This window comes from Calothrix sp. NIES-2098, assembly GCF_963875125.1.
Classification (GTDB): Bacteria; Cyanobacteriota; Cyanobacteriia; order Cyanobacteriales; family Nostocaceae; genus Aulosira.
On sequence record NZ_CAWNKJ010000001.1, the window covers coordinates 4,336,071 to 4,355,948 of the forward strand.

The following is a 19,878-nucleotide window of genomic DNA, read 5'->3' on the forward strand; positions in this document are numbered from 1 at the left end:
CTTTATGTTTTCATTCCTCTAATGCAACACATATAAAGAATCATTAGGTTGCCATTCTGCACGGGGGAGAGTGTAGTAAACTACATCGTGGCTGTAATAACGGGTATGTTTTTGGTATTTCATACCGACTTTTTCAATTACCCGCACTGAAGCAATGTTTTCTGGATGAGCGATCGCTACTATTTGCTCTAATTTCGCTTCCCAAAAACCGTATTTTAACGTCGCTTGCGCCGCTTCCGTTGCCAGCCCCATGTTCCAATAAGACTTGTCAAATACATAACCTAGTTCCACCTCTGGGGTATCTGCCAAAAAACCGAGTCCGCAACGACCAATCATCTTACCCGTTGCTTTGTCTACTACAGCCCACATCCCTAAGTTGTGTTCTTGCCATTGCCGAATATGATTGCATAAGCTGTTCTGCGTCTGTTCTGCTGTTCTTGGCGATAGATACTTCATGATTTCTGTATCAGTGTAGATGCGCAACAGGTCATCGAAATCATCTAGCGTGAAGTGCCTCAATCGCAGTCGCAAAGTTTCTATCTCAGGCATGGTGTCAACAACAAAAATCAATATGATGCTCTAACTATGAGCGCTTCCCCATTCTTCCAAGCATATTACATACAATTTTGTCGATCTGAAAATCATTGACAGTTATTTTTGCCTTTCGCACTTGCCGATGCGTTTGGATTAATTTTAGTGCGTTAAAACTACTTCTGAGGCTTTGTCTACACTATAACTTGACTAAAGCCTTGAAAAACTAGTACAGCATCGCATGTCTAAAAAGCCTTCCCAAACTCCATACACCACCTCTAGCCATCACTCAGACAAATGGCAGGAAAGAATCGCTCAAGTTGCGTATCGCTTTAACCGCCAGTATCAAAATCAACCGTTTGATTTACCGACAGAAGTGCAGGAAATGCCAATATTTCGAGATTGGATTACTGGCACGTTACCAGGAAGAATTGCTTCTTGCTTCTGGGAAATTGCTAAACCGCAAAAGAATCAGCACTGTTTAGACATTGGTTGCGGTGTCAGCTTTTTGATTTATCCTTGGCGCGATTGGCAAGCATACTTTTACGGTCAAGAAATTAGCATTGTAGCCAGAGATACGCTGAATTCCCGTGGTTCCCAGTTAAACTCCAAGCTGTTTAAAGGTGTGGAGTTAGGCCCGGCTCATCATTTAAACTATGCCGCAGATCGGTTTGATTTAGCGATCGCCACAGGATTTAGCTGCTATTTTCCTTTGGAATATTGGAGTGCTGTCTTGCTGGAAGTCAAGCGGGTATTAAAATATGGCGGACAGTTTGTATTTGACATCCTCAATCCCGAACAGCCTCTAGCAGAAGATTGGGCTGTTCTGGAAACTTATTTAGGCGCAGAAGTATTTCTTGAGTCTATAGCTGAGTGGGAAAAAACAATTAAAGCTGCTGGGGCTAAAATTATCACCCGGCAATCAGGGGAATTATTTAATTTATACAAGGTGCAGTTTTGAAACTGAGGATAATTAACCAAAGCATAGCTGCGACAATATTTTTGAGAATGGAAGAAAATTCTCTTTAATAGCTGTTAGTCAAGGTAATCTGGAAAATTACTGCGATCGCTCAATCGGCAACCACAAATACAACAATAGAAACCCCCCAAATGGTGTAGCGAACTGTGTAGGTAGTTCATTATAATGCTCTTACTATGAGCACCTACCCATCCCTCAAAAAATCTTACACACAATACCGTCGGCGTGACAATGACTGGCGGTTATTTTTGCGCTTAGTACCTTACGCCCGTCGTAGTGGAAAACTGCTATTGCTGTCAATGTCCTTACTCGTACCGATCGCTTTAGCTAATGCTGTACAACCACTATTAATTGGGCAGGCTATATCGCTCATCCGCAAAGAACCCAGCGTTTATGAGTTTCTCAGGAATCGTCCTTTGATGCAAGGGCTAAATATCATCGAAGGATTGTTACTGATCGCTATTACTATCAGACTGATATTTACAGGTTTTCAAGGTTATCTCGTACAGAAGCTAGGACAACAAATCACTGCGGTGATTCGTGAGGATTTATTTCATCATGTAACATCTTTATCTGTACGTTTTTTCGATCGGACACCTGTTGGTAAATTAATTACCAGACTCACCAGCGATGTCGAAGCTTTAGGAGATGTATTTTCTACTGGGGCAATCGGCATTGTATCCGATTTGTTTTCTATGCTGGTGATTATCGGTTTGATGTTCTCTCTGCAATGGGAACTTGCATCTTTGTTGTTGGTGATGCTGTTACCCATCAGCTTGGTAGTTGTGTACTTGCAAAAAGAGTATCGCCAAGCGAATTACAAAGCACGAGAAGAACTTTCAACGCTGAACTCCCAACTGCAAGAAAATATCGTTGGAATTAACGTAGTGCAATTGTTCCGGCGAGAGAAGTTTAATAGTGAATTGTTCCGCAATACCAACAAGCGTTACAAACAGCAAATCGATAAAACCATCTTTTACGATTCAGCAGTTTCCGCCATTTTAGAGTGGATTAGCTTAGTTGCGATCGCATCTGTGTTAGTTCTAGGCGGTTGGTTGCTGCTGGGTAAAAGTATTACTTTTGGGATTTTATCGGCATTTGTTTTATATGCCCAACAGTTATTCGATCCTTTGCGGAATTTTGCAGAAAAATTCACGGTGATTCAAGCAGGTTTCACTGCTATTGAACGAGTCACCAACATTTTAGATGAACCGATAGAAATCCGCGATCGCTATAATTCTCGCATCTCCATTTATGATGCTAAATTCGGCTATATAGACGAGGTTGTTGCTAATTTAGAATCTCCAGAACCTAACACTTTACCTCAATTAGGAGAAATCCGTTTTGAGCATGTCTGGTTTGCTTACAAAGACGATGATTATGTAATCAAAGATTTAGATTTCACTATTCATCCAGGCGAAAAAGTAGCATTAGTTGGGCCTACAGGTGCAGGTAAAAGTTCCATCATTCGGCTGTTGTGTCGCCTCTACGAACCCACCCAAGGACGCATTCTCGTTGATGGTATAGATATTCGGGACTTACCACAAGCAGAATTACGGCGTTATTTGGCAGTAATTTTACAAGAAGGCTTTTTATTTGCAGGGGATGTTAAAAGTAATATCTCCTTAGGAGACAAATATACTTTTGCAGAAATTCAACAAGCAGCACAACAAACTAATATCGATCGGTTTATTGAACTATTACCTCAAGGTTATGACACTCAATTGCGAGAAAGAGGTACAAATATTTCTAGCGGACAAAAGCAACTTTTAGCCTTTGCACGGGCTGCTATTCGCAATCCCCAAATTTTGGTCTTGGATGAAGCTACAGCTAGCTTAGATGTAGGCACAGAAGCTTTAATTCAAGAAGCATTAAACCAGCTTTTGATAGGACGTACTGCAATTATTATTGCTCACCGTTTATCGACAATTCGTAATGTCAATCGCATTTTTGTCTTAAAGCGAGGCGAACTGATAGAACAAGGAAGTCATGAAGAATTACTCCAACAAGGAGGAATGTATGCGACGTTGCATAACTTACAAATGTTAGGAACTTAAATAACTTTCAATGTATCAACAAAGCTTAAATTTTACTATGGTGCGTTATGCATAAATAATGCACCATGATATTTCCTTAATTAAGCACTCAAAGATGCAAATTTTTTAGCTTCCAGCCAGAGACTAGCTACAGTATATTTAACAACTGCTGAAGCTTGTTTTGCATCGCAAGAACTTCTAATCTCTAAGGTTTTAGTTTCATCTTTGACTAATTTAGCTTGGCAAGTATACAGCGCACCTGTAGTTTTTTCAAAAGTTAGTTCAGCTAGCACTGTATTATTATCTAAGCTTTGTTCTAGAATTTTACTTGCTACTTTGTAATTAAACCAATCCCATCCATAGTGAAGGATTAATTCCTTTTCTAAAATCTGAAGAGGAACTGGCAAAATACCCCAGCCTCTATAGACTTTATTTAAGCACTGACTATCTCCACTACGGGTCAAAATCGATTTGAATGAATCTTGGTCAAGAATGCCATAATATCTTCCTTCTGGTAAATCTATCATTGTTGGTGCAAATCGATGTCCGCCAAAATGACTTGATTTCCAAATCCGAACATTTTCTAACTCTAAATGAGAAATTGTATTTTGAGCATGGAAATAAAAAGGATTACCATGTCTAGCACAGCATTTATCATGGCTGCCGTGGGTACATACTAAAATATCTCTAGTAATACTTGTTTCTTTTTCATACTCAGAAATACTACCCCGTAAGAATTTTTTGACAACCGCAGCGACATTTTCAATATTTGGTAGCTGAAATTCGTACTTCAAGTATCCCTGAGTTAATCCCTTTTGTTTTTGATAAATTAAAAGGGTTGTTAGCTCTACTTTATGAGTTAAATCGTTAGCAATTAATAGAAATCTTATTGGTAGTTTAGCGCGTTTTACTTCCTCAACCAAAAGCTTGAGATTATTAGGTACCCATTTGGAATTAAAGGCTTCTGATGTCCAAGGAGTAGGACACTCAACTAAAATGTAAGTTTCGTAATTGGTGGCGCTACCAATAACATCTTCTCCTATTTGTTTTGAGTAATCGGAACAAAAAAAGGTATTCATTTAGCTGTTCTCATTCTTAAATTTTATGGACAAGTTTATAAAAAACTAAAATTGTGTTTGTGGCTACAATCGTCTCTAATAAATGCAACAAGAAGAAACAATCAGCATTTCTTGCCATTAACTAGGTAGCCACTTTATAACATTCATTTTTATTAAACCTATTTCCGGTTAATAAAATCTCCACAATATCGGTAGGGAAATGTCGTAAAACTGCTTCCGTACTCCTAAAGTGAATTTTGTATCTCTTATAGTTCGACAGTTTATTAACTGTCAATTGCTGAAGATAGTCTTGCGTACTCTGCCTTGAAGAGCCATAGTTACACTGTGTTAACTTCACCTTACTTAATCTATTGAGGTAACGGAAATTACACTTAAAAATTTGACTAAAATTATAGTAATTATTTAAATTTTGAATGAAATCATCCATATAGCCATTTACAGCCTCTGTCTCTACATCTGTAGACAGACTTTTACTGCGATACGACTTTGCTGAGGAACTTGACTGCTTAACCAAGTACTTGAAGCAATTAATCCCGTTTTGCCAATTTACTTTGATTGCTTGATGTTGCTCTGTAATACATTGCCAAACTGCTATAAGTAAGCAATTAAGTTTGAGGTATTTTTGATCGCTACTCGCTCTTGTTAAAAGCATATTGCAAATTATTCTCAATTAACTTAGAAAAAAATAAAATTTTAGTCAAAATTTAGGATACTCCGTTCTCTCCCCTTTACTGATTAAAAGCAAGGCGATCGGAATAACCAGTAAATCTTAGTTAATAAATATTTAAACTTGAGTAGCAGGATAGTATTTTTCAAAAAATACGGCAATTTTCCTAGCTCTACTCAATTTTTAGTTTTGGTATCTACTATTTTATAGGTTTAATCTCCTGAATTTGACATCAGGCTTTTTTTAGATACCTGCTTTGACTGTAACTGAAGTCAATAAGAAATGCAAGCATTTGATAATCTTTATAAATTTTACTAAAAATTCTAGCGTGATGAATGCTAGTTAAATAAAGGTTAACAACAAGCTAACGGTTAAGGATGCTGCCTAAGATAGATATTGCTATTTTCTATCCAAATAATAATTTTTCTCAATAGTTAAAAGTTATTGCAGATAGTCGCAAGTGACTAGTCATACAAAAAAATCTGCGGAGATTTTGCCAAAATCAGTCCTGGTTGGCAAATCGCAGTTTCAATCAAAGGTAATCTGAAAAAAGAAGAAGAGTTCTTTTGCGTTGACGACTACGCGCACTCAGGCGAAGCCTAACAAATCGAGAGGAGAATTTTCGCATAAATCCACTCATCCACAATCTCAAATCTAAACTATTGATATGGCTCCTTTACCCGACTACCGTCCTAAACAACTGTCCGTAGGCCCCCTAGAAGCAGAAATTTTGCAGATCGTCTGGGAACTGGGTTCAGCTACAGTGAAGGATGTACACGATCGCATTCTGTCTGATCCAAACCGGGAGTTAGCTTATACCTCTGTCACCACCGTTTTGCGCCGCCTGACTGATAAAGGTTGGCTAGTCTGTGACAAGAAAGGGAAAGCATTTTATTGGCGACCATTGCTGACAAAGCAGCAAGCAGAAGTAATTAAAGCTCACGAGCAATTGCAGCGATTTTTGGCGGTGAGCAATCCGGATGTGGTCGCTGCTTTCGCTGATAGTCTCGATGAAACCGCTAGCCAACAAATTGAAGCGATCGCCAAACGCATTCAAGCTGCACGTCAAGCCAGGGAGGGGAAATAATGCATTTAATGATGATTTTGGCTGCTTTAGCAGTTGCTTGGTGGTTAAGATCCACTTGGGTTGGCTCTGAAGGAAATTGGAGTCTCAGGTGGCGGCGATCGCTATTTTTATTTATTTTTCCTCCCTTGCTGCTATTTATGACTGCGATCGCTGTACTGTGCATGGGCCCCCAAGGAAAAATGGGAGGAATGTATACAGGTTGGGGTAGCTATCTACTAGCTTTGATATATTTAGGATTTTTTAGCATTTTATGCATTAAACACGCCTTTCAAGGCTGGCAGTCTGTAGAATCTGCCCGTAACTGTCCCTTAGTAAATTTTGGTGACAGACAAATCCGGCTGCTCAACACAGGCGCACTTTTCGCTGGTCAAATCGGTTTTTGGCACCCCGAACTAGTAGTCAGCCAAGGATTACTGCAAACTCTCTCCAGCGAACATTTAGAAAGTGTCTTGGCACACGAGCAAGGTCATTATCATTACCGAGACACATTTTGGTTTTTTTGGCTGGGTTGGGTGCGTTCTTGTACCGCGTGGTTGCCTAACACAGACTCTTTGTGGGAAGAATTATTAGTGTTGCGCGAACTACGGGCTGATGGTTATGCTGCATCGCAAGTAGACCCCTTACTACTAGCAGAATCGCTGCTTTTGGTGGTTAGTAATACCTCTGTATTGTCAGAAGTTTGTTGTGCTGCCTTAGGTTCGCCAGCAACAGGCGATCGCTTAGAGCAGCGAATCGAAGCTCTGTTAGCGCCCCCAGAACCAATCCCTACAACTCCATTACATTCTTGGCATAGCTTTCTGCTAGCATTTTTACCGTTAGTAACGGTACTATTCCATACTTGACTAATTGCAGTTTAGGAGAAAGTTTTCTAGCTCTCCAGAGCTTTCAGCCCAACATTCACCCTCGGTAACGAGCAAAGCCTGCGGAAGCAGGCTTTCAAATAGTAATTTTGGGTTGAAATTACTGTTTGAGGGCGTATTCCCGAAACCTTTCTAAATCGGCTTGAATTGTTGACTCCACAACTCTTCCCAAAAACAAGTTATCCATGATTTTGCCCAAAAAACCAGGGATAGCGTAGGAAATAGTCATTTTGACAATACTACTACCGTGGCGATCGTAAAAGCGAATCGCGCCTTGATTGGGCAAACCATCAATCGATTGCCATTGGATAATCTGATTGGGTATAACTTTGAGAATCCGGGATTTCCAGGTAAAGTCCAGACCGCCAGTACTCAGCTTCCAAATAGATATATCTGGATCGTCAGGCGATATTTTCACAGAATCAATCCACTTCATCCATTTAGGCATTTGCTCCAAATCAGACCAGAGACTCCAGACTAAATCAATAGGAGCCTCAACTTCGACCTGTACACTATGCTCTAGCCAGTCTGACATTTTTTTCCTTCCTCTACGTCCTCTCTTGCTGCGTGCGGTTCGTTATTGCTTCACATTCTCCAAAATCGCTTTTGCCGCACGTCGCCCAGAAATTGTTGCTCCTTCCATGCTATCGATGTAATCTTGCTGAGTATAACTTCCTGCCAAGAAGAAATTCGGGACTGGTGTTTTTTGATCGGGACGGTAGACATCCATTCCTGGCGCTTCTCGATAAAGAGACTGGGCCAGTTTAACTACGTTGTACCAAGTCATATTCAACTCTCGTGATGAAGGGAAGAGTTCGTGTACTTGCTGAAGAACGTGCTGGGCGATCGCTTCGTTGCTTTGTTTGATAAACGGATCTCCAGGTGTCAGCACTAACTGCAACAATGAACCCTCTCCTGGGCGATAATAATCAGCAGGGCTAGCCAAAGCCAAATCTGCAAAACACGAAAAGTCAGCATCGGCAGTGTAAAGCAAATTATCTATCCCTGCTGCATGATTTAGCTGCTGGCGTTGTTGTTCATCTTGCAGTTCTGTCACCCAACCATCAAACCTTAACTGTACTGTGGCAACTGGCACGGCATCTAGCTTGTAAATATTGTCAAATTCTGACCACTTACGCCACTGTTGCGGGAGGATGCGCTGAATTCCTGGCACATCACAGGCAAAGACGTAGGCATCAGCAGTAATTACCTCTTCTGTATCACCTTGGGCAACCACTATACCTGTAACCTGGGTTTGTTCCCCTTGTTCTTGAAACTGAATTTCCCGCACTTGCCGACGGGTATAAACTTGAGTGCCTCTAGCTACCAAATATTCCAATATAGGTTTATGCAAATATTCATGGGGCGAACCTTCCAGCATCCGCAGTATTGAAGCTTCAGTTCTAACTGCAAAAAACTGAAAGATAGTCAACATACAACGGGCAGAAATGTTTTCGCAATCAATAAATCCTAAGGCGTAAGCGATAGGGTTCCACATTCGTTTAATGCTACCTTCACTACCGCCGTGACTGCGAAACCAATCGGCAAAGCTGATTTTATCTAAATTGCGAATGGTTTTCATCGCCCCTTCAAAGTCTACTAAACCCCTAACTATAGGGCTAGTGCCCAAGGCGATCGCATTTTGCAATTTATCTTGTACTGATAGTTGGGAAGTCGTAAAAAATGCCTTTAAGCCATTAAAAGGCGCACCTGTGAAGAAACGAAAATCTAAAGCACCGGTGCGCCCTCCTTTGTTGATAAAAGTGTGGGTATGTTCTTTAAGGCGTAGATTGTCTAACGCCCCCACTTTCCCCATTAAGTCAAATAGTTGATAGTAGCAGCCAAAAAACACGTGCAACCCCATTTCAATATGGTTGCCATCGCCATCTACCCAACTACCAACTTTTCCACCAACAAACGGACGGGATTCAAAAATTTGTACTTCACAGCCAGCATCAGCTAAATCTACGGCAGTTGCTAGCCCTGCCAGTCCCGCACCTACGATTGCAACGCGCATTCCGTCGTTCCTTTTCAGTTTCTTTACAGATTGTAACTGTCTTGGTGTCGGAATTTGCTACTCATGTTCAGTCGATTCTTACTATGGAGGCATAAGAGTGTTTTATTACATATTTTTATCTCCCAAGAGTTTTGAGTAACGAGTAATACCCGATCGAATAGCTCAAGTTTTGGGAATGAGTAACTCAGCACTTACTTGGTAACAACTGAATTCAAACAAGTATTTAAAGTATTGTTGGCAAACACCTTCCTACTTGCTGTGTTCTTTAGTATCTTCAGATATAGGTAAACTTCTAATCAGTTCCCGAATGACATCGGTTGCTGGTCTACCAGTTTGCTGACAATATTGTTCCAGTTTTTCAGCTTCTTGTGCTGCAAGATTAACTGTTATACGTTTGACGGCCCACTTTTTATTTGTCATTATCATGCTAGTTGCTATATATTAACATCATCAAAGACATCTAAGCTAAAGAATAAAAAGATAATATTCCTAGAATTAGTGTCAGTAAACAAGCAATGCCATTAATATTAAAAATGCGAGTTTTCTCAAATCTTGTTCATTTTCCAATAAAATATAAAAGGTTTGATTCATTTGTTACTGTTGTGACAGCGAAAATAGCGCACACTTGCCGTAAAAGTAATTTACATTGGCAAAAGTATCGTGGCTAAAGGCTAGCAGTTAAATTGTGGAAATCAATGGGTATCTAGGCTGTTAACTAAATAAAGATTACCCAAATTTTTCTTCATCAAAAGCATTTTTTTTCTCTCTAGACTCAGTCGCTACAAAACTCTGGAGAGAACATAATACCATAACATCTCACAATCAAGTGTGGGAACATCATTATTGTTAAATCCTGACTTGTAAAGATGTTTTAGTAGTATGTGTAGTTTGCGATCGCTCATGGTAAAGTTCGCACTAACTAGCTATGTTTCCAGAGTAGGAAGAGTTTTCGCACTTCTTCATGTTGCCTTCATCAAACTTCATACTCGTAAATTTCAATTTTTCTGAAACTCAGGCTTTGGTAATTTTTGTTTTTACATCCTCTAATAGATTTGTTACTTGTATTTAGTAGACTTTCACTACATTCTGATTACATAGATTGCTTTTAACGATCGAAATTTGGATAGGAAAATCAACACATGAATATGTTATTCACATCTGCATAACTCATCTATAGTTACCAGCAATTTTTTAAAGTGTTCACCTGCTGATATAGCTCAGTGAGTTTCTTAATTAAATGAATATTTCCAATCATTAATTTTAGGTTTCCGATTGGTCATTTCTCAAGTGCTAGTGTCCTAGAGATGTGGTAGATTCAACTTAGAGATCGAGCCAGAGCTATTCATGGGATCAAAATTTAATTCCCAAAGTTCCTCTAGCTATCAAAGTAGTTTTGACCTGTTCTAAGAACTGCTTGCTATGCAAACATGATGCAAATAACCATCACTGTATAAAAAATATTGTACACCTCAATATTTTTTAAGTGCATTTATTATTGCTATTCTAGCTAAAATTTAAATAATCTTTATTCAAATGCTAATTAACAGTATTTATCTGACTTTATAAAAGAATTATAAAGTAATATTTAATCGGCTAAATTTTTGATGAATAAGATTGATAAGTAACAAAATCATGAATTAGAAAAAAGGCAGTTATAGAAACAAGTTGGCTAATTTAAACTATCCCAAGCCAACTCAAATATTTTATTTATTGTGTTATTTTATACAATCGCGCTGCTTCCGAAAGTCGCCATAAAAGGATCGGAATATAGTTACTTCATAAAGTTTTGAGTAAGTAACTATTAGCGATAATCAGAAGATTTTTCCTCTAGAGCAGCAATAAAGTTTAGGGTTGTCAACTACCTCAGGCCCAACATTGAAACGCTTCCCGCCAGGTAGACAGATGCACTCAAAAATATCTCTACTTCAATCTAAACCAGGAACATAGTGCTATTCGTCTGATAACCATTGAAGATTGCCAGCCTCAACAATAATCTATGACAGTTGCGTAAGTTCTGTATGATTGAATCTAGCTAAGTATGTGCAGTGCTATCTAAGCTCACAATTCCGACTAAATTGCGTACTCCAAAGCACTGAAGGGGTAAGCAAAAATTTAGCCATTGCTGAATGCAAGGCTATGCAATATTCTCCAATTGTTAATCAACAAGCATTGATCCCCGTTTGAGGCAGTACTATTCAAATTGAAGTTGCGGTACAAGTTGCAGAGTACCGATGCCTAAATCTTTGGGAGAAAGCGATCGCGCTTCAAATAGAGCCATCATATCTCGTAATTGCGGGTTGCCACGAGCCGATCCTGTGAGTCCTTTAGCAATGATTAGACCACAGTAGCCCTTGGTATTTTTACACCGCTGATTCCATTTTTTTCGAGCTTCTACATGAATGGGGTCGTCATCTAAAAATTCGCCAAAGAGAAACAATTCATCATTTTGAGTTTGCAATAAACCCAAGTCATAGTTATTGCCATCAAAGGGATCTGCTCCCGGATTAAAGCAAATTGCTTTCAATCCGCCAGCGGCTTCTAAATGTTCAATTACCGTCTTACCCCTAGGACGGGAAGTTTGAATTAAAATTACAGGCAACCCATCACCGACTTGTTGAATTTCACCTACAGGATGATAGGTAACACCTTGACGTAAATACTCCAGCATCTCCCAAGAGACTACTCCCAAACTGAGGAAAGAGTCTTCTGGAATTAAATCATCTCTCAACGAACGGAAGACTGAGGAAGATTCTCCCAGATCGCCATCCTCAATATCTAAGCCTGCCATTTCCTCTAATTCCGCTGCCAATTCCGGCATAGTAGAAACAGTCACAGATACGGTTTTAGTTGCTTCATTGCACTGAGGAAGCGTAATCCGATAGCGATGGTTGAGGCTAGGGAATGAGTCTCCATAGAGTTGGCGACGGTGATCGCGGATGAAGCGGTTCAAGCTCTCTAAAGCTACAAAAACCACCAGTGCTTCTTCGTCATACAAAACAGATCGCAGGCCTTCTAAAGGATGGATATTACCAAAAGTAGGGTCAATTTCTGATAACGGCAGATCTGCTAAATCACCCTCATCCTCAAATTCATCTGTTTCTTCACTACGCTCAAAAGTCAGAAACAGACAATCTTGTTTGAGGAATGCTTCTTCTAAACGTCCTTGGGAATCCTCATCTCTTAATACGGCGGCGCGAAATTGTTTTAAGGAATCTTCGGAACGATACAACAAAATTCCATATTCCATCCCCAGCATTCCCATGACTGAGGCGTAGAGTTTACCCACATCCCACTTATTAATCTCTATAGACAAAATTTGTTGTTCTTCCAAAAACTCCCAAGGGGATGCTTCCCAAATTGCGAATGCCTTTTCTTGTAACGCTTGGGCGAACTGGGGTGGTAAATCGGGAATTTGGCTATCGAGGATTTCGCCAAAAGAGCGAAACAGTTCATTAATCAAAGGCAGTTCTGGCGCGTAGTCAATGGCAATATCTAAATCTTGCAGTACTCCACGCAAATAAAATTGAATCTCGCGATCGCGGACGACAATTCTTTGCGGACGAGCAGGTTTAGCCGGACTATGAGGATGCTCCATTGCTCGCATGAGAGTGCGAACCACTGCTTCCGGGCCAGTGTCCGGCGCTACTACATCCATACCTCTGACAATACCTTGAGAGCCATCCACCCACAATATGCAATCACCCTTACCTTCTGCGTCTCTTGGCTGAGTTTGTGATGATGACAACGGACGGCGATCGCCCTCCCATACAGAAGGAATTTGGGATAATTTCTTCAACCGACGACTGGTAGAGCGATTAAAACTTGTCATAGAGTAAGTTAATAAAAGAAGCAGTTCTTCGTCAATTTTTGGGAATGGTTAGCCGCGGATAAAATTTTCCTAGCTATACCTGAAGATTGGTTGCGATTCAGGCTGCCACAAGGCTGAATCTCCAAAAATAGCGAATCTCAAAACGCACCGAATCTCTCAATTCTAGAATAAAAATATTTAGCCGCTTTTGACGGAGTCTTTACAATTTGGCAACCAGGGACATCAATCTCGCTAGAATAGATACAAAAACACCAATTACAAGCCTAGGGTACTGGTTAAACCAATTAAGGAGTTGAACAGCAGATGACACAAGCAATTCAGCCACAACAACGCGGAATTCAGTTAAGCGAAACCGCATTACGCCAGGTAAAATCGCTACGGGACAAGCAAGGTCAAGATTTATGCTTGCGGGTAGGTGTCAGACAAGGTGGCTGCTCTGGCATGTCTTACATGATGGATTTTGAAGACTCTAGCAAGATCGGCCCTCAGGATGAAGTTTTTGACTATGATGGCTTCAAAATCGTTTGCGATCGCAAAAGCTTATTATACCTCTATGGCTTAATGCTTGATTATAGCGATGCCATGATTGGCGGCGGTTTTCAATTTACTAATCCCAACGCCAGCCAAACCTGTGGTTGTGGTAAGTCATTTGGTGTATAGTCAAAAGTCAAAAGTCCAGAGTCAAAAGTCCAATTATTGAGCCTTGACTACTGATCCTTTACTATTGACCCTTGACAATTGACCAATGACTAATACGGTTGAATCCCTGTTTGATACAGGTTTAGAACGCTATAAAGCTGGTGAAAGTGCAGCTTCTTTAATTCCTGTGTTTAAAGAAGTATGCGATCGCGCTCCTAGAAGCAGTTCTGCTTGGACTTGTTTGGCTTGGTTGTATCTACTGGAGAACAAAGGCAACTTAGCTTATAAAGCCGCACTCAAAGCAGTCAAGCTCAATCCTCAAGACCCACAAGCCAGAATTAATCTGGCTGTGGCGATGTTGGAAACCGGACAAAAAGGTTTGCGGGAACACGTTGATTTCGCCCAACAGTTAATTTTTGTAAATCAAGAATGGGAGGACGAAGTCAAAAACAGCATTGAAGACGGTTTAACTAGAAAACCAGATTGGCAGAGTTTGGCAAAAGTCAAAGGCTGGCTGTTTGACGCTTAAATGGTAATTTTGTTAGTTGTCAATAGCTCAAAAAACTGACAACTAACTGTTCCCATCATTAGCAATTTGCAGTTTGAGAGAATTTGACAACACGACAGTTAATGAAAGATAAATTTTTAAGCTGGCTCAACTTTATTTTAGTTGCAGATGTATTTTTGGTTTTCTTTGGCTTTGGGTGGTTTGCGATCGCAGTCATTGGTGATGCCTCAGGTATAAATTTAGGGCTAGATTTATGGCATCAACTGTGGCAACCTGTGTTTAATCCAGCCATTGGTATTCTCATGGGAGGCGCGCTTCTTAGCGGTCTGATCAATTGGATTTCTCGCAAATTTCAAGCTGATTAGTCAATGAATTTAACACTTAATTTATTCCAAAATTTGTGTTAAAGCAGCTTGCAAATTAGAATATTGGTACTCAAAGCCTACTTCCACAGTGCGCTTAGGAAGAACTTGTTGCCCTTCTAACACCACTTTTGCCCCGTCTCCCAAAAGTGCTTCTAACGCAAAACCTGGGACTGGCAACCAGGAGGGACGATGCATCACTTCCCCCATAGTTTGGCTTAAATCTGCCATGCGCACGGGGTTAGGAGCAGTAGCATTATAGACGCCTGCCATTGCTGGATTATTTAAGGCTTGCAGAATGAGGTTAACCAAGTCGTCTAGGTGAATCCAGGAAAACCACTGCCGACCGCTGCCAATTGGGCCACCGGCAAAGAGTTTGAAGGGAGTAATCATTTTACCTAACGCACCACCCATTCCCAAGACAATTCCCAAACGCAGAATTACTAATCGCACACCAGCATCTTTAACTTTGTTCGCTTCTGCTTCCCAAGCTTGACAAACTTCGGCAAGAAAATCATTTCCAGACTGGCTGGTCTCATCGAAGGTAGCAGTTTCACTAGTGCCATAGTAGCCAATAGCTGAAGCGTTTACTAACACCTTTGGTTTCGGGTTAGCGCGGACTATTGCTTCTACAATTTTTTGTGTACCTAGCTTGCGGCTATTAAGAATTTTTTGTTTGTGTTCTGCCGTCCAGCGTTCCTCAGCGATGGGTTCACCTGCTAAATTAACAACAGCATCACAACCTGCAATGGCATCTTGCCAGGAACCTGATGCAGTCGGTTGATAGGTAACAATTTCCACATTGGGAAAAGCCTGAGCAGGAAAAGCTTTTTGGGCAAAGGCTGTGTTACGTGTTAACACCAAGATGCTATTACCTTCCTGGTGGAGTCGTTCAACTAGACGGCTACCTACAAATCCTGTTGCTCCAGCAATTGCTACTTTCATGATGCACTCCTCGCCCAAAGTTTTATTTTAAAGTTTTTTATCAAATTTTCTGCTTGCACTCCCTACCTTTTTGGGTGAAAGAAATTTGATTCTACATTTTGCACAGATTTCTTTAATGAATTTATAAAGACTTGCAGTTTACATACTTCGGTATTATAGGATGGACGGAGTGTTGCAAGGCGTGGGGCTATTATGGCTCGCTATACCTGTTCATTTATTGTTTCTGTTCCTATTGAGCATCTCCAGCCATTGCTTGTAGATCTGCTACAAGACTGTGATTTAGATGTTCAATACTACACGGGCGATTACATTATGGCTCGTGAGATTCCTGGTACTGTTCCTTTTTCCAAGCTGGTTAAGGTGGAAGTACTGATTGATAAATCAACAGCTACGGAAACAGAAACCCGGTTGAGTATTGTGGTTAAAAATGAGGAACTACCCCTCCAACTTGATAATCACTGCCGACAAGTATTTGAATTTGTGAAGCAGGCGATTGAACACAGTCGCCATTGGCATCTAATTGAAAGTCTAGCAGGGTGATTTTTGCTACTTTTATCTGGGCGTTGTCGCCGCTAGCTGAATGGCAAAGCGAACTCAAGTCTTGACTGCACAGCTTTGCCAGTAAGCTCAAAATATACTGATTAACTTTTTTTGACAAGAAATCACGACAAGATCGCGTCTTGAGGAAGATTGTGATGGCGTGATGTTTGAAGACAAACTGCTAGCCTACCGCTGCAATTTAAGATTGAAGGCGTGACTTTTCTTGAGCAAGTGCCTTTCACTTCATCATGTTAGATATTTTTCAGATCGCCACAAGCTATCACAAAAGGTGTATAGAAACTAAGTGGTTTCCCGCAAAGTAGGACACAACAAAGGATTTGTACGTCAGTGTTGGGTATTTTCTATTTAAAAGTCTCTGATTAATTCTAGAGTTCTTCTATATCCTCAGTCATGCCAGGGTTGATTAATGTAATATCATACTCGCTAGCATCTGTATTGCCCGATCGCTGGGTGTTGCGTAGCAAATAATAGATAGCACGTACCTGAGGCCCAAAAATAATTTCGTCTTCATTTCTCAGATCGTGAGATGGCATCTTGCGTCCATTAATCATCAGACCGTTAGAACTGAGTTTGCCTTTAGCATCACCATCGACAATCCGATAATAATAGCTGTGGCTATTCTGTTCTCGTGGTAATCTCACCAATGTGGCATGGCGGCGGGAGACAAACTGCGACACCAAACGGATGTTGCACTCGCGATCTCTACCGATGGAGTAGACGGGGTTTTCCAGGGTAAATTCCTTACGACCTTGATCGTCTTCAATAATCAGAAGATGGCTTTCATTAGTCTCTGCTGTCATTGATGCATCGCTGCTAACATCGGTTGAACTGTGAGTTATCAAGCTGTGTTTAATATAGTTTCCTGCCATTCTTACGCACTACAGTCTGTGGTACTGCTTTAATAAGCATAAATTGCATATTGACCCAAAAGAGTAGAGTATGACTTTTCTACTCTTTTTAGTTTAACTTTTGAAATATTCTTAAGAGGCTTTATGTAGATGCTTAACTCCTGACTATGATTTTAGTGTGCCCAAAAAGGATAGGAGCGAGATTGAGTTGCGAAACTTAATCTCCAAAAGAAAAGTTTAGGGTCTATGAGCTAAACGCCTTAGTAAAACTGAATTACTAACAACACTAACTGAGCTAAAGGCCATTAATGCGGCGGCACCAGATGGGGTCAGTATAAAACCCACACTGGGTAACAAAATACCTGCTGCTAAGGGAATACCAATTGTATTATAAGCAAAAGCCCAGAATAAATTTTGACGGATTTTGTTGAAAGTGGCACGACTGAGGTGAATTGACTCTACAACATCACTGAGGCGATCGCGCATCAGCACAATAGCCGCAGTTTCCATTGCTACATCTGTGCCGGAGTATAAAGCAATTCCCACATCAGCTTGAGATAAAGCCGGAGCATCATTGATCCCATCTCCCACCATCGCAACAACGGATGCGTATTTGGTTTGTAATTCCTGGATAGCTGCGGCTTTTTTACTGGGAGGAACGCCAGCCATCACATCAGTGCTATCTAACCCCAGTTGTTTAGCGATCGCGCTAGCTGCTTCTATGCGATCGCCACTCAGCAACATTACCCTTAAACCCATCTGGCGTAATCGATCTACTGTGGTTTGCGCATCTGGTCTGAGAGTATCAGAGACGGCAATAATTCCAGCTAAATTCCCATCTACTGCGACACACACAACTGTTTTGCCCTCATTTGCCAATTTCTGACTCAACTGTTGTGCAGTGTCGCTAATTGCGATTCCGTGCCAGCTTAACCATTCCCAATTACCTAATAGTACGTTGACTCCATCTACTACAGCCGACACGCCCAGCCCTGGTTCGGTATGAAAATTTACTGCTTCTGGAATAGCCAACTCTTGCCGCTGGGCTTCCTGCTGAATCGCTTTGGCAAGAGGATGGTATGTGCCGCTTTCTACTGCGGCTGCTAGTTGCAGGAGCGATCGGGGTGAAGAGAGAGGGGGGCAGGGAGCAGGGGAGCCAGTGCCGTGGGCGGGTTTCCCGACTTGAGGCAACTGGCGTGGCAGGGGGAGAGAATCCTTTACTATGCTTCTGTTACTTTGTATCTCGGTTTCTTCTTCAGCCCCTAATTCTTCGATTAGCAGGCAATCAGTTACGGTAGGATTACCTGTAGTTAATGTGCCTGTTTTATCAAAGACAATAGTATCTAACTGGTGTACCCGTTCTAAAACGTCACCGCCTTTAATTAATAGACCGCGTTCCGCACCTAAACCAGTACCTACGAGAATGGCTGTGGGTGTCGCTAGCCCTAATGCACAAGGACAAGCGACTACCATAACTGCGATCGCTAATTTTAAACTGACGAGCAGTGGTGAGCGATGAAGGCTCATTGCTGAGTGCTGAACGTGATGAGATGTATGGCTCATCATGTCCATGCCACCTGATATGGTGATATCAGGCCAGATGTGCGTACCGAAAAAGTACCAAAAGATAAATGTTAAGCAAGCTGCGGTTAAGACTCCATAGGTAAAGTAACCAGCAACTGTATCTGCTAATTTCTGAACAGGTGCTTTCCGGGTTTGGGCATCTTCTACTAGAGCGACAATATGAGCTAAAGTTGTATCGCTGCCTGTACGGGTTGCCTGAATAGCGATCGCTCCCGATTGGTTAAGAGTGCCTGCTGTTACTATATCCCCTGGTTGCTTGATGACGGGTACAGATTCCCCGGTCAGCATTGACTCATCTACTGTGGTTTGCCCCAAGCGCACCTCACCATCTACAGGGACTTTATCACCTGGTAGTATCTTTAACCATTCACCAACTCGCACCTGTTCTGCTGGAATCTCAATGCTGGCCGAACTCATAACTGCATCTTGGCTAGGGTGCGAACCTTCTTCATCAGTTACTTGCCCAATTTGCTCTGGGTTGGCAATTAACCGTGCCACCTGTGGCTGTAACGCTAGCAGTTGCCTAAATGCGGCAGCGGCGCGTCCTCTGGCTTGTTGCTCTAACGTCCGTCCCAGTAAAATAAAGCCCAACATCATCACTGGTTCATCAAAGAAGCACTCCCAACCCATTTGGGGGAACAGTAGCGCCACTAAACTAGCCGTGTAGGCTGTTAGGGTTCCCAAACCGATCAGGGTATTCATATTGGGCGCATTTCGCCGCCAGCCTAGCCAACCATCAACTATAATCGGGCGACCTGGAACTAAGATAGCCAATGTTGCCAACCCACAGTGAAACCAGATGTTATTTAAAAATGGCAATGTTAAGCCGCTAATAGTGCCTAAATGTCCAATTCCAGATAAGACTAGCAGCACCCCAGCAACTACTAACTGCCTGAATGCAGAGCGCATTTCTCGTTGCTGTCGCGCTTCTAGGTCTTCTCCAGCAGCTATTTCACCTGCGGCTGTTCGGGGTTGAGTGGGAAAGCCGTTGGCGGTCAAATGCTTTGCCAGTAACTCTGCATCGACCGCGCCAGCTTCTAACTCTACGACCGCTACCTCTGTTGCCAAGTTCACACAGGCATTTTTCACGCCTGGTTGTTGGGTTAGCTGTCTTTCTACTGCTTTTACACATCCAGCACACTTCATGCCCCCAACATCCAGAATTATTTTCTCTGTAATTGGGATTGGTTCTGGGACGATCTGAGTTTTGGGAACAAGTTGCATGGCAAGAGTTTAGTTAGATTCGCTTCAAAAATCTGACGCTTGACGAAAAGCGTCCTAATTTGAGGGTAGCGAAATCTGGAACTAAGACTGCATGTCAAACATATTAAATTCGCAATTTCTCT

The 19,878-nt window shown here is 41.5% G+C and carries 17 protein-coding genes; 8 read left to right on the plus strand and 9 right to left on the minus strand.

Annotated features, from left to right (window positions below):
- Window positions 1-18: 18 nt before the first annotated feature.
- Complete coding sequence (locus tag AACU33_RS18105; RefSeq protein WP_096589987.1) at window positions 19-549, minus strand: GNAT family N-acetyltransferase; 531 nt, start codon at window positions 547-549, stop codon at window positions 19-21.
- 223 nt (window positions 550-772) lie between these two features.
- Here AACU33_RS18105 and AACU33_RS18110 point away from each other — a divergent pair, with 223 nt between their 5' ends.
- Together AACU33_RS18110 and AACU33_RS18115 are read left to right on the plus strand one after the other, a co-directional pair.
- On the plus strand, window positions 773-1,492 hold the full coding sequence (locus tag AACU33_RS18110; protein WP_096589988.1) for a class I SAM-dependent methyltransferase: 720 nt from the start codon (window positions 773-775) through the stop codon (window positions 1,490-1,492).
- A gap of 194 nt (window positions 1,493-1,686) precedes the next feature.
- On the plus strand, window positions 1,687-3,567 hold the full coding sequence (locus AACU33_RS18115; RefSeq protein ID WP_096589989.1) for an ABC transporter ATP-binding protein: 1,881 nt from the start codon (window positions 1,687-1,689) through the stop codon (window positions 3,565-3,567).
- An 80-nt stretch (window positions 3,568-3,647) separates the two neighbouring features.
- On the opposite strand, the gene AACU33_RS18120 is transcribed toward AACU33_RS18115, so the two are convergent.
- The gene (locus tag AACU33_RS18120) at window positions 3,648-4,625 is read right to left on the minus strand and encodes a sucrase ferredoxin (RefSeq protein WP_096589990.1); all 978 of its coding nucleotides are present in this window, start codon (window positions 4,623-4,625) and stop codon (window positions 3,648-3,650) included.
- Window positions 4,626-5,959: 1,334 nt separating this feature from the next.
- On the opposite strand from AACU33_RS18120, the gene AACU33_RS18125 reads away from it, so the two are divergent.
- Entirely contained in the window at window positions 5,960-6,379 is a 420-nt protein-coding gene (locus AACU33_RS18125; RefSeq protein ID WP_096589992.1) for a BlaI/MecI/CopY family transcriptional regulator, read from the plus strand.
- Window positions 6,379-7,221: a M56 family metallopeptidase gene (locus AACU33_RS18130; protein ID WP_096589993.1), complete on the plus strand. Its 843-nt coding sequence runs from the start codon at window positions 6,379-6,381 to the stop codon at window positions 7,219-7,221. The genes AACU33_RS18125 and AACU33_RS18130 overlap by 1 nt, the downstream gene beginning before the upstream one ends.
- 118 nt (window positions 7,222-7,339) lie before the next feature.
- Here AACU33_RS18130 and AACU33_RS18135 read toward each other — a convergent pair whose 3' ends face one another.
- The 4 genes from AACU33_RS18135 to AACU33_RS18150 all read right to left on the minus strand — a co-directional run bounded on the left by AACU33_RS18135 (window position 7,340) and on the right by AACU33_RS18150 (window position 13,085).
- Window positions 7,340-7,774, minus strand: coding sequence for an SRPBCC family protein (locus AACU33_RS18135; RefSeq protein ID WP_096589994.1), 435 nt, complete (start codon window positions 7,772-7,774; stop codon window positions 7,340-7,342).
- A gap of 42 nt (window positions 7,775-7,816) precedes the next feature.
- A complete protein-coding gene (zds, locus tag AACU33_RS18140) occupies window positions 7,817-9,256 on the minus strand; it encodes a 9,9'-di-cis-zeta-carotene desaturase (protein WP_096589995.1) in 1,440 nt (479 codons plus the stop codon).
- A gap of 249 nt (window positions 9,257-9,505) precedes the next feature.
- Window positions 9,506-9,682 carry a ribbon-helix-helix protein, CopG family gene (locus AACU33_RS18145; protein WP_339376117.1) on the minus strand — a complete coding sequence of 59 codons (177 nt, stop codon included), beginning with the start codon at window positions 9,680-9,682 and terminating at the stop codon, window positions 9,506-9,508.
- Window positions 9,683-11,447: 1,765 nt separating this feature from the next.
- A complete protein-coding gene (locus AACU33_RS18150) occupies window positions 11,448-13,085 on the minus strand; it encodes a DUF6930 domain-containing protein (RefSeq protein ID WP_096589997.1) in 1,638 nt (545 codons plus the stop codon).
- A gap of 303 nt (window positions 13,086-13,388) precedes the next feature.
- On the opposite strand from AACU33_RS18150, the gene AACU33_RS18155 reads away from it, so the two are divergent.
- The 3 genes from AACU33_RS18155 (at window position 13,389) to AACU33_RS18165 (ending at window position 14,597) form a co-directional block, all read left to right on the plus strand.
- Window positions 13,389-13,745, plus strand: coding sequence for a HesB/IscA family protein (locus tag AACU33_RS18155; protein WP_096589998.1), 357 nt, complete (start codon window positions 13,389-13,391; stop codon window positions 13,743-13,745).
- Window positions 13,746-13,830: 85 nt separating this feature from the next.
- On the plus strand, window positions 13,831-14,253 hold the full coding sequence (locus AACU33_RS18160; RefSeq protein WP_096589999.1) for a tetratricopeptide repeat protein: 423 nt from the start codon (window positions 13,831-13,833) through the stop codon (window positions 14,251-14,253).
- Window positions 14,254-14,354: 101 nt separating this feature from the next.
- Window positions 14,355-14,597, plus strand: coding sequence for a hypothetical protein (locus AACU33_RS18165; protein WP_096590000.1), 243 nt, complete (start codon window positions 14,355-14,357; stop codon window positions 14,595-14,597).
- A 21-nt stretch (window positions 14,598-14,618) separates the two neighbouring features.
- Here AACU33_RS18165 and thyD read toward each other — a convergent pair whose 3' ends face one another.
- Window positions 14,619-15,539 (minus strand): thylakoid membrane protein ThyD, encoded by a 921-nt coding sequence (gene thyD / locus AACU33_RS18170; protein ID WP_096590001.1) that lies wholly within the window; start codon window positions 15,537-15,539, stop codon window positions 14,619-14,621.
- Window positions 15,540-15,731: 192 nt separating this feature from the next.
- Here thyD and AACU33_RS18175 point away from each other — a divergent pair, with 192 nt between their 5' ends.
- Window positions 15,732-16,079 (plus strand): hypothetical protein, encoded by a 348-nt coding sequence (locus tag AACU33_RS18175; RefSeq protein ID WP_096590002.1) that lies wholly within the window; start codon window positions 15,732-15,734, stop codon window positions 16,077-16,079.
- 386 nt (window positions 16,080-16,465) lie between these two features.
- On the opposite strand, the gene AACU33_RS18180 is transcribed toward AACU33_RS18175, so the two are convergent.
- Both AACU33_RS18180 and AACU33_RS18185 read right to left on the minus strand, forming a co-directional pair.
- Window positions 16,466-16,969: an FHA domain-containing protein gene (locus AACU33_RS18180; protein WP_096590003.1), complete on the minus strand. Its 504-nt coding sequence runs from the start codon at window positions 16,967-16,969 to the stop codon at window positions 16,466-16,468.
- Between the two features lie 216 nt (window positions 16,970-17,185).
- Complete coding sequence (locus AACU33_RS18185; RefSeq protein WP_096590004.1) at window positions 17,186-19,756, minus strand: heavy metal translocating P-type ATPase; 2,571 nt, start codon at window positions 19,754-19,756, stop codon at window positions 17,186-17,188.
- Window positions 19,757-19,878: the final 122 nt, after the last annotated feature.

What these genes read in the sequence shown, in the direction of transcription:
- thyD (WP_096590001.1), bottom strand. Translation starts at nt 15,539, where the DNA reads ATGAAAGTAGCAATTGCTGGAGCAACAGGATTTGTAGGTAGCCGTCTA.
- AACU33_RS18160 (WP_096589999.1), top strand. Translation starts at nt 13,831, where the DNA reads ATGACTAATACGGTTGAATCCCTGTTTGATACAGGTTTAGAACGCTAT.
- AACU33_RS18180 (WP_096590003.1), bottom strand. Translation starts at nt 16,969, where the DNA reads ATGGCAGGAAACTATATTAAACACAGCTTGATAACTCACAGTTCAACC.
- AACU33_RS18110 (WP_096589988.1), top strand. Translation starts at nt 773, where the DNA reads ATGTCTAAAAAGCCTTCCCAAACTCCATACACCACCTCTAGCCATCAC.
- zds (WP_096589995.1), bottom strand. Translation starts at nt 9,256, where the DNA reads ATGCGCGTTGCAATCGTAGGTGCGGGACTGGCAGGGCTAGCAACTGCC.
- AACU33_RS18185 (WP_096590004.1), bottom strand. Translation starts at nt 19,756, where the DNA reads ATGCAACTTGTTCCCAAAACTCAGATCGTCCCAGAACCAATCCCAATT.
- AACU33_RS18175 (WP_096590002.1), top strand. Translation starts at nt 15,732, where the DNA reads ATGGCTCGCTATACCTGTTCATTTATTGTTTCTGTTCCTATTGAGCAT.
- AACU33_RS18105 (WP_096589987.1), bottom strand. Translation starts at nt 549, where the DNA reads ATGCCTGAGATAGAAACTTTGCGACTGCGATTGAGGCACTTCACGCTA.
- AACU33_RS18145 (WP_339376117.1), bottom strand. Translation starts at nt 9,682, where the DNA reads ATGATAATGACAAATAAAAAGTGGGCCGTCAAACGTATAACAGTTAAT.
- AACU33_RS18155 (WP_096589998.1), top strand. Translation starts at nt 13,389, where the DNA reads ATGACACAAGCAATTCAGCCACAACAACGCGGAATTCAGTTAAGCGAA.
- AACU33_RS18165 (WP_096590000.1), top strand. Translation starts at nt 14,355, where the DNA reads ATGAAAGATAAATTTTTAAGCTGGCTCAACTTTATTTTAGTTGCAGAT.
- AACU33_RS18135 (WP_096589994.1), bottom strand. Translation starts at nt 7,774, where the DNA reads ATGTCAGACTGGCTAGAGCATAGTGTACAGGTCGAAGTTGAGGCTCCT.
- AACU33_RS18125 (WP_096589992.1), top strand. Translation starts at nt 5,960, where the DNA reads ATGGCTCCTTTACCCGACTACCGTCCTAAACAACTGTCCGTAGGCCCC.
- AACU33_RS18130 (WP_096589993.1), top strand. Translation starts at nt 6,379, where the DNA reads ATGCATTTAATGATGATTTTGGCTGCTTTAGCAGTTGCTTGGTGGTTA.
- AACU33_RS18150 (WP_096589997.1), bottom strand. Translation starts at nt 13,085, where the DNA reads ATGACAAGTTTTAATCGCTCTACCAGTCGTCGGTTGAAGAAATTATCC.
- AACU33_RS18115 (WP_096589989.1), top strand. Translation starts at nt 1,687, where the DNA reads ATGAGCACCTACCCATCCCTCAAAAAATCTTACACACAATACCGTCGG.
- AACU33_RS18120 (WP_096589990.1), bottom strand. Translation starts at nt 4,625, where the DNA reads ATGAATACCTTTTTTTGTTCCGATTACTCAAAACAAATAGGAGAAGAT.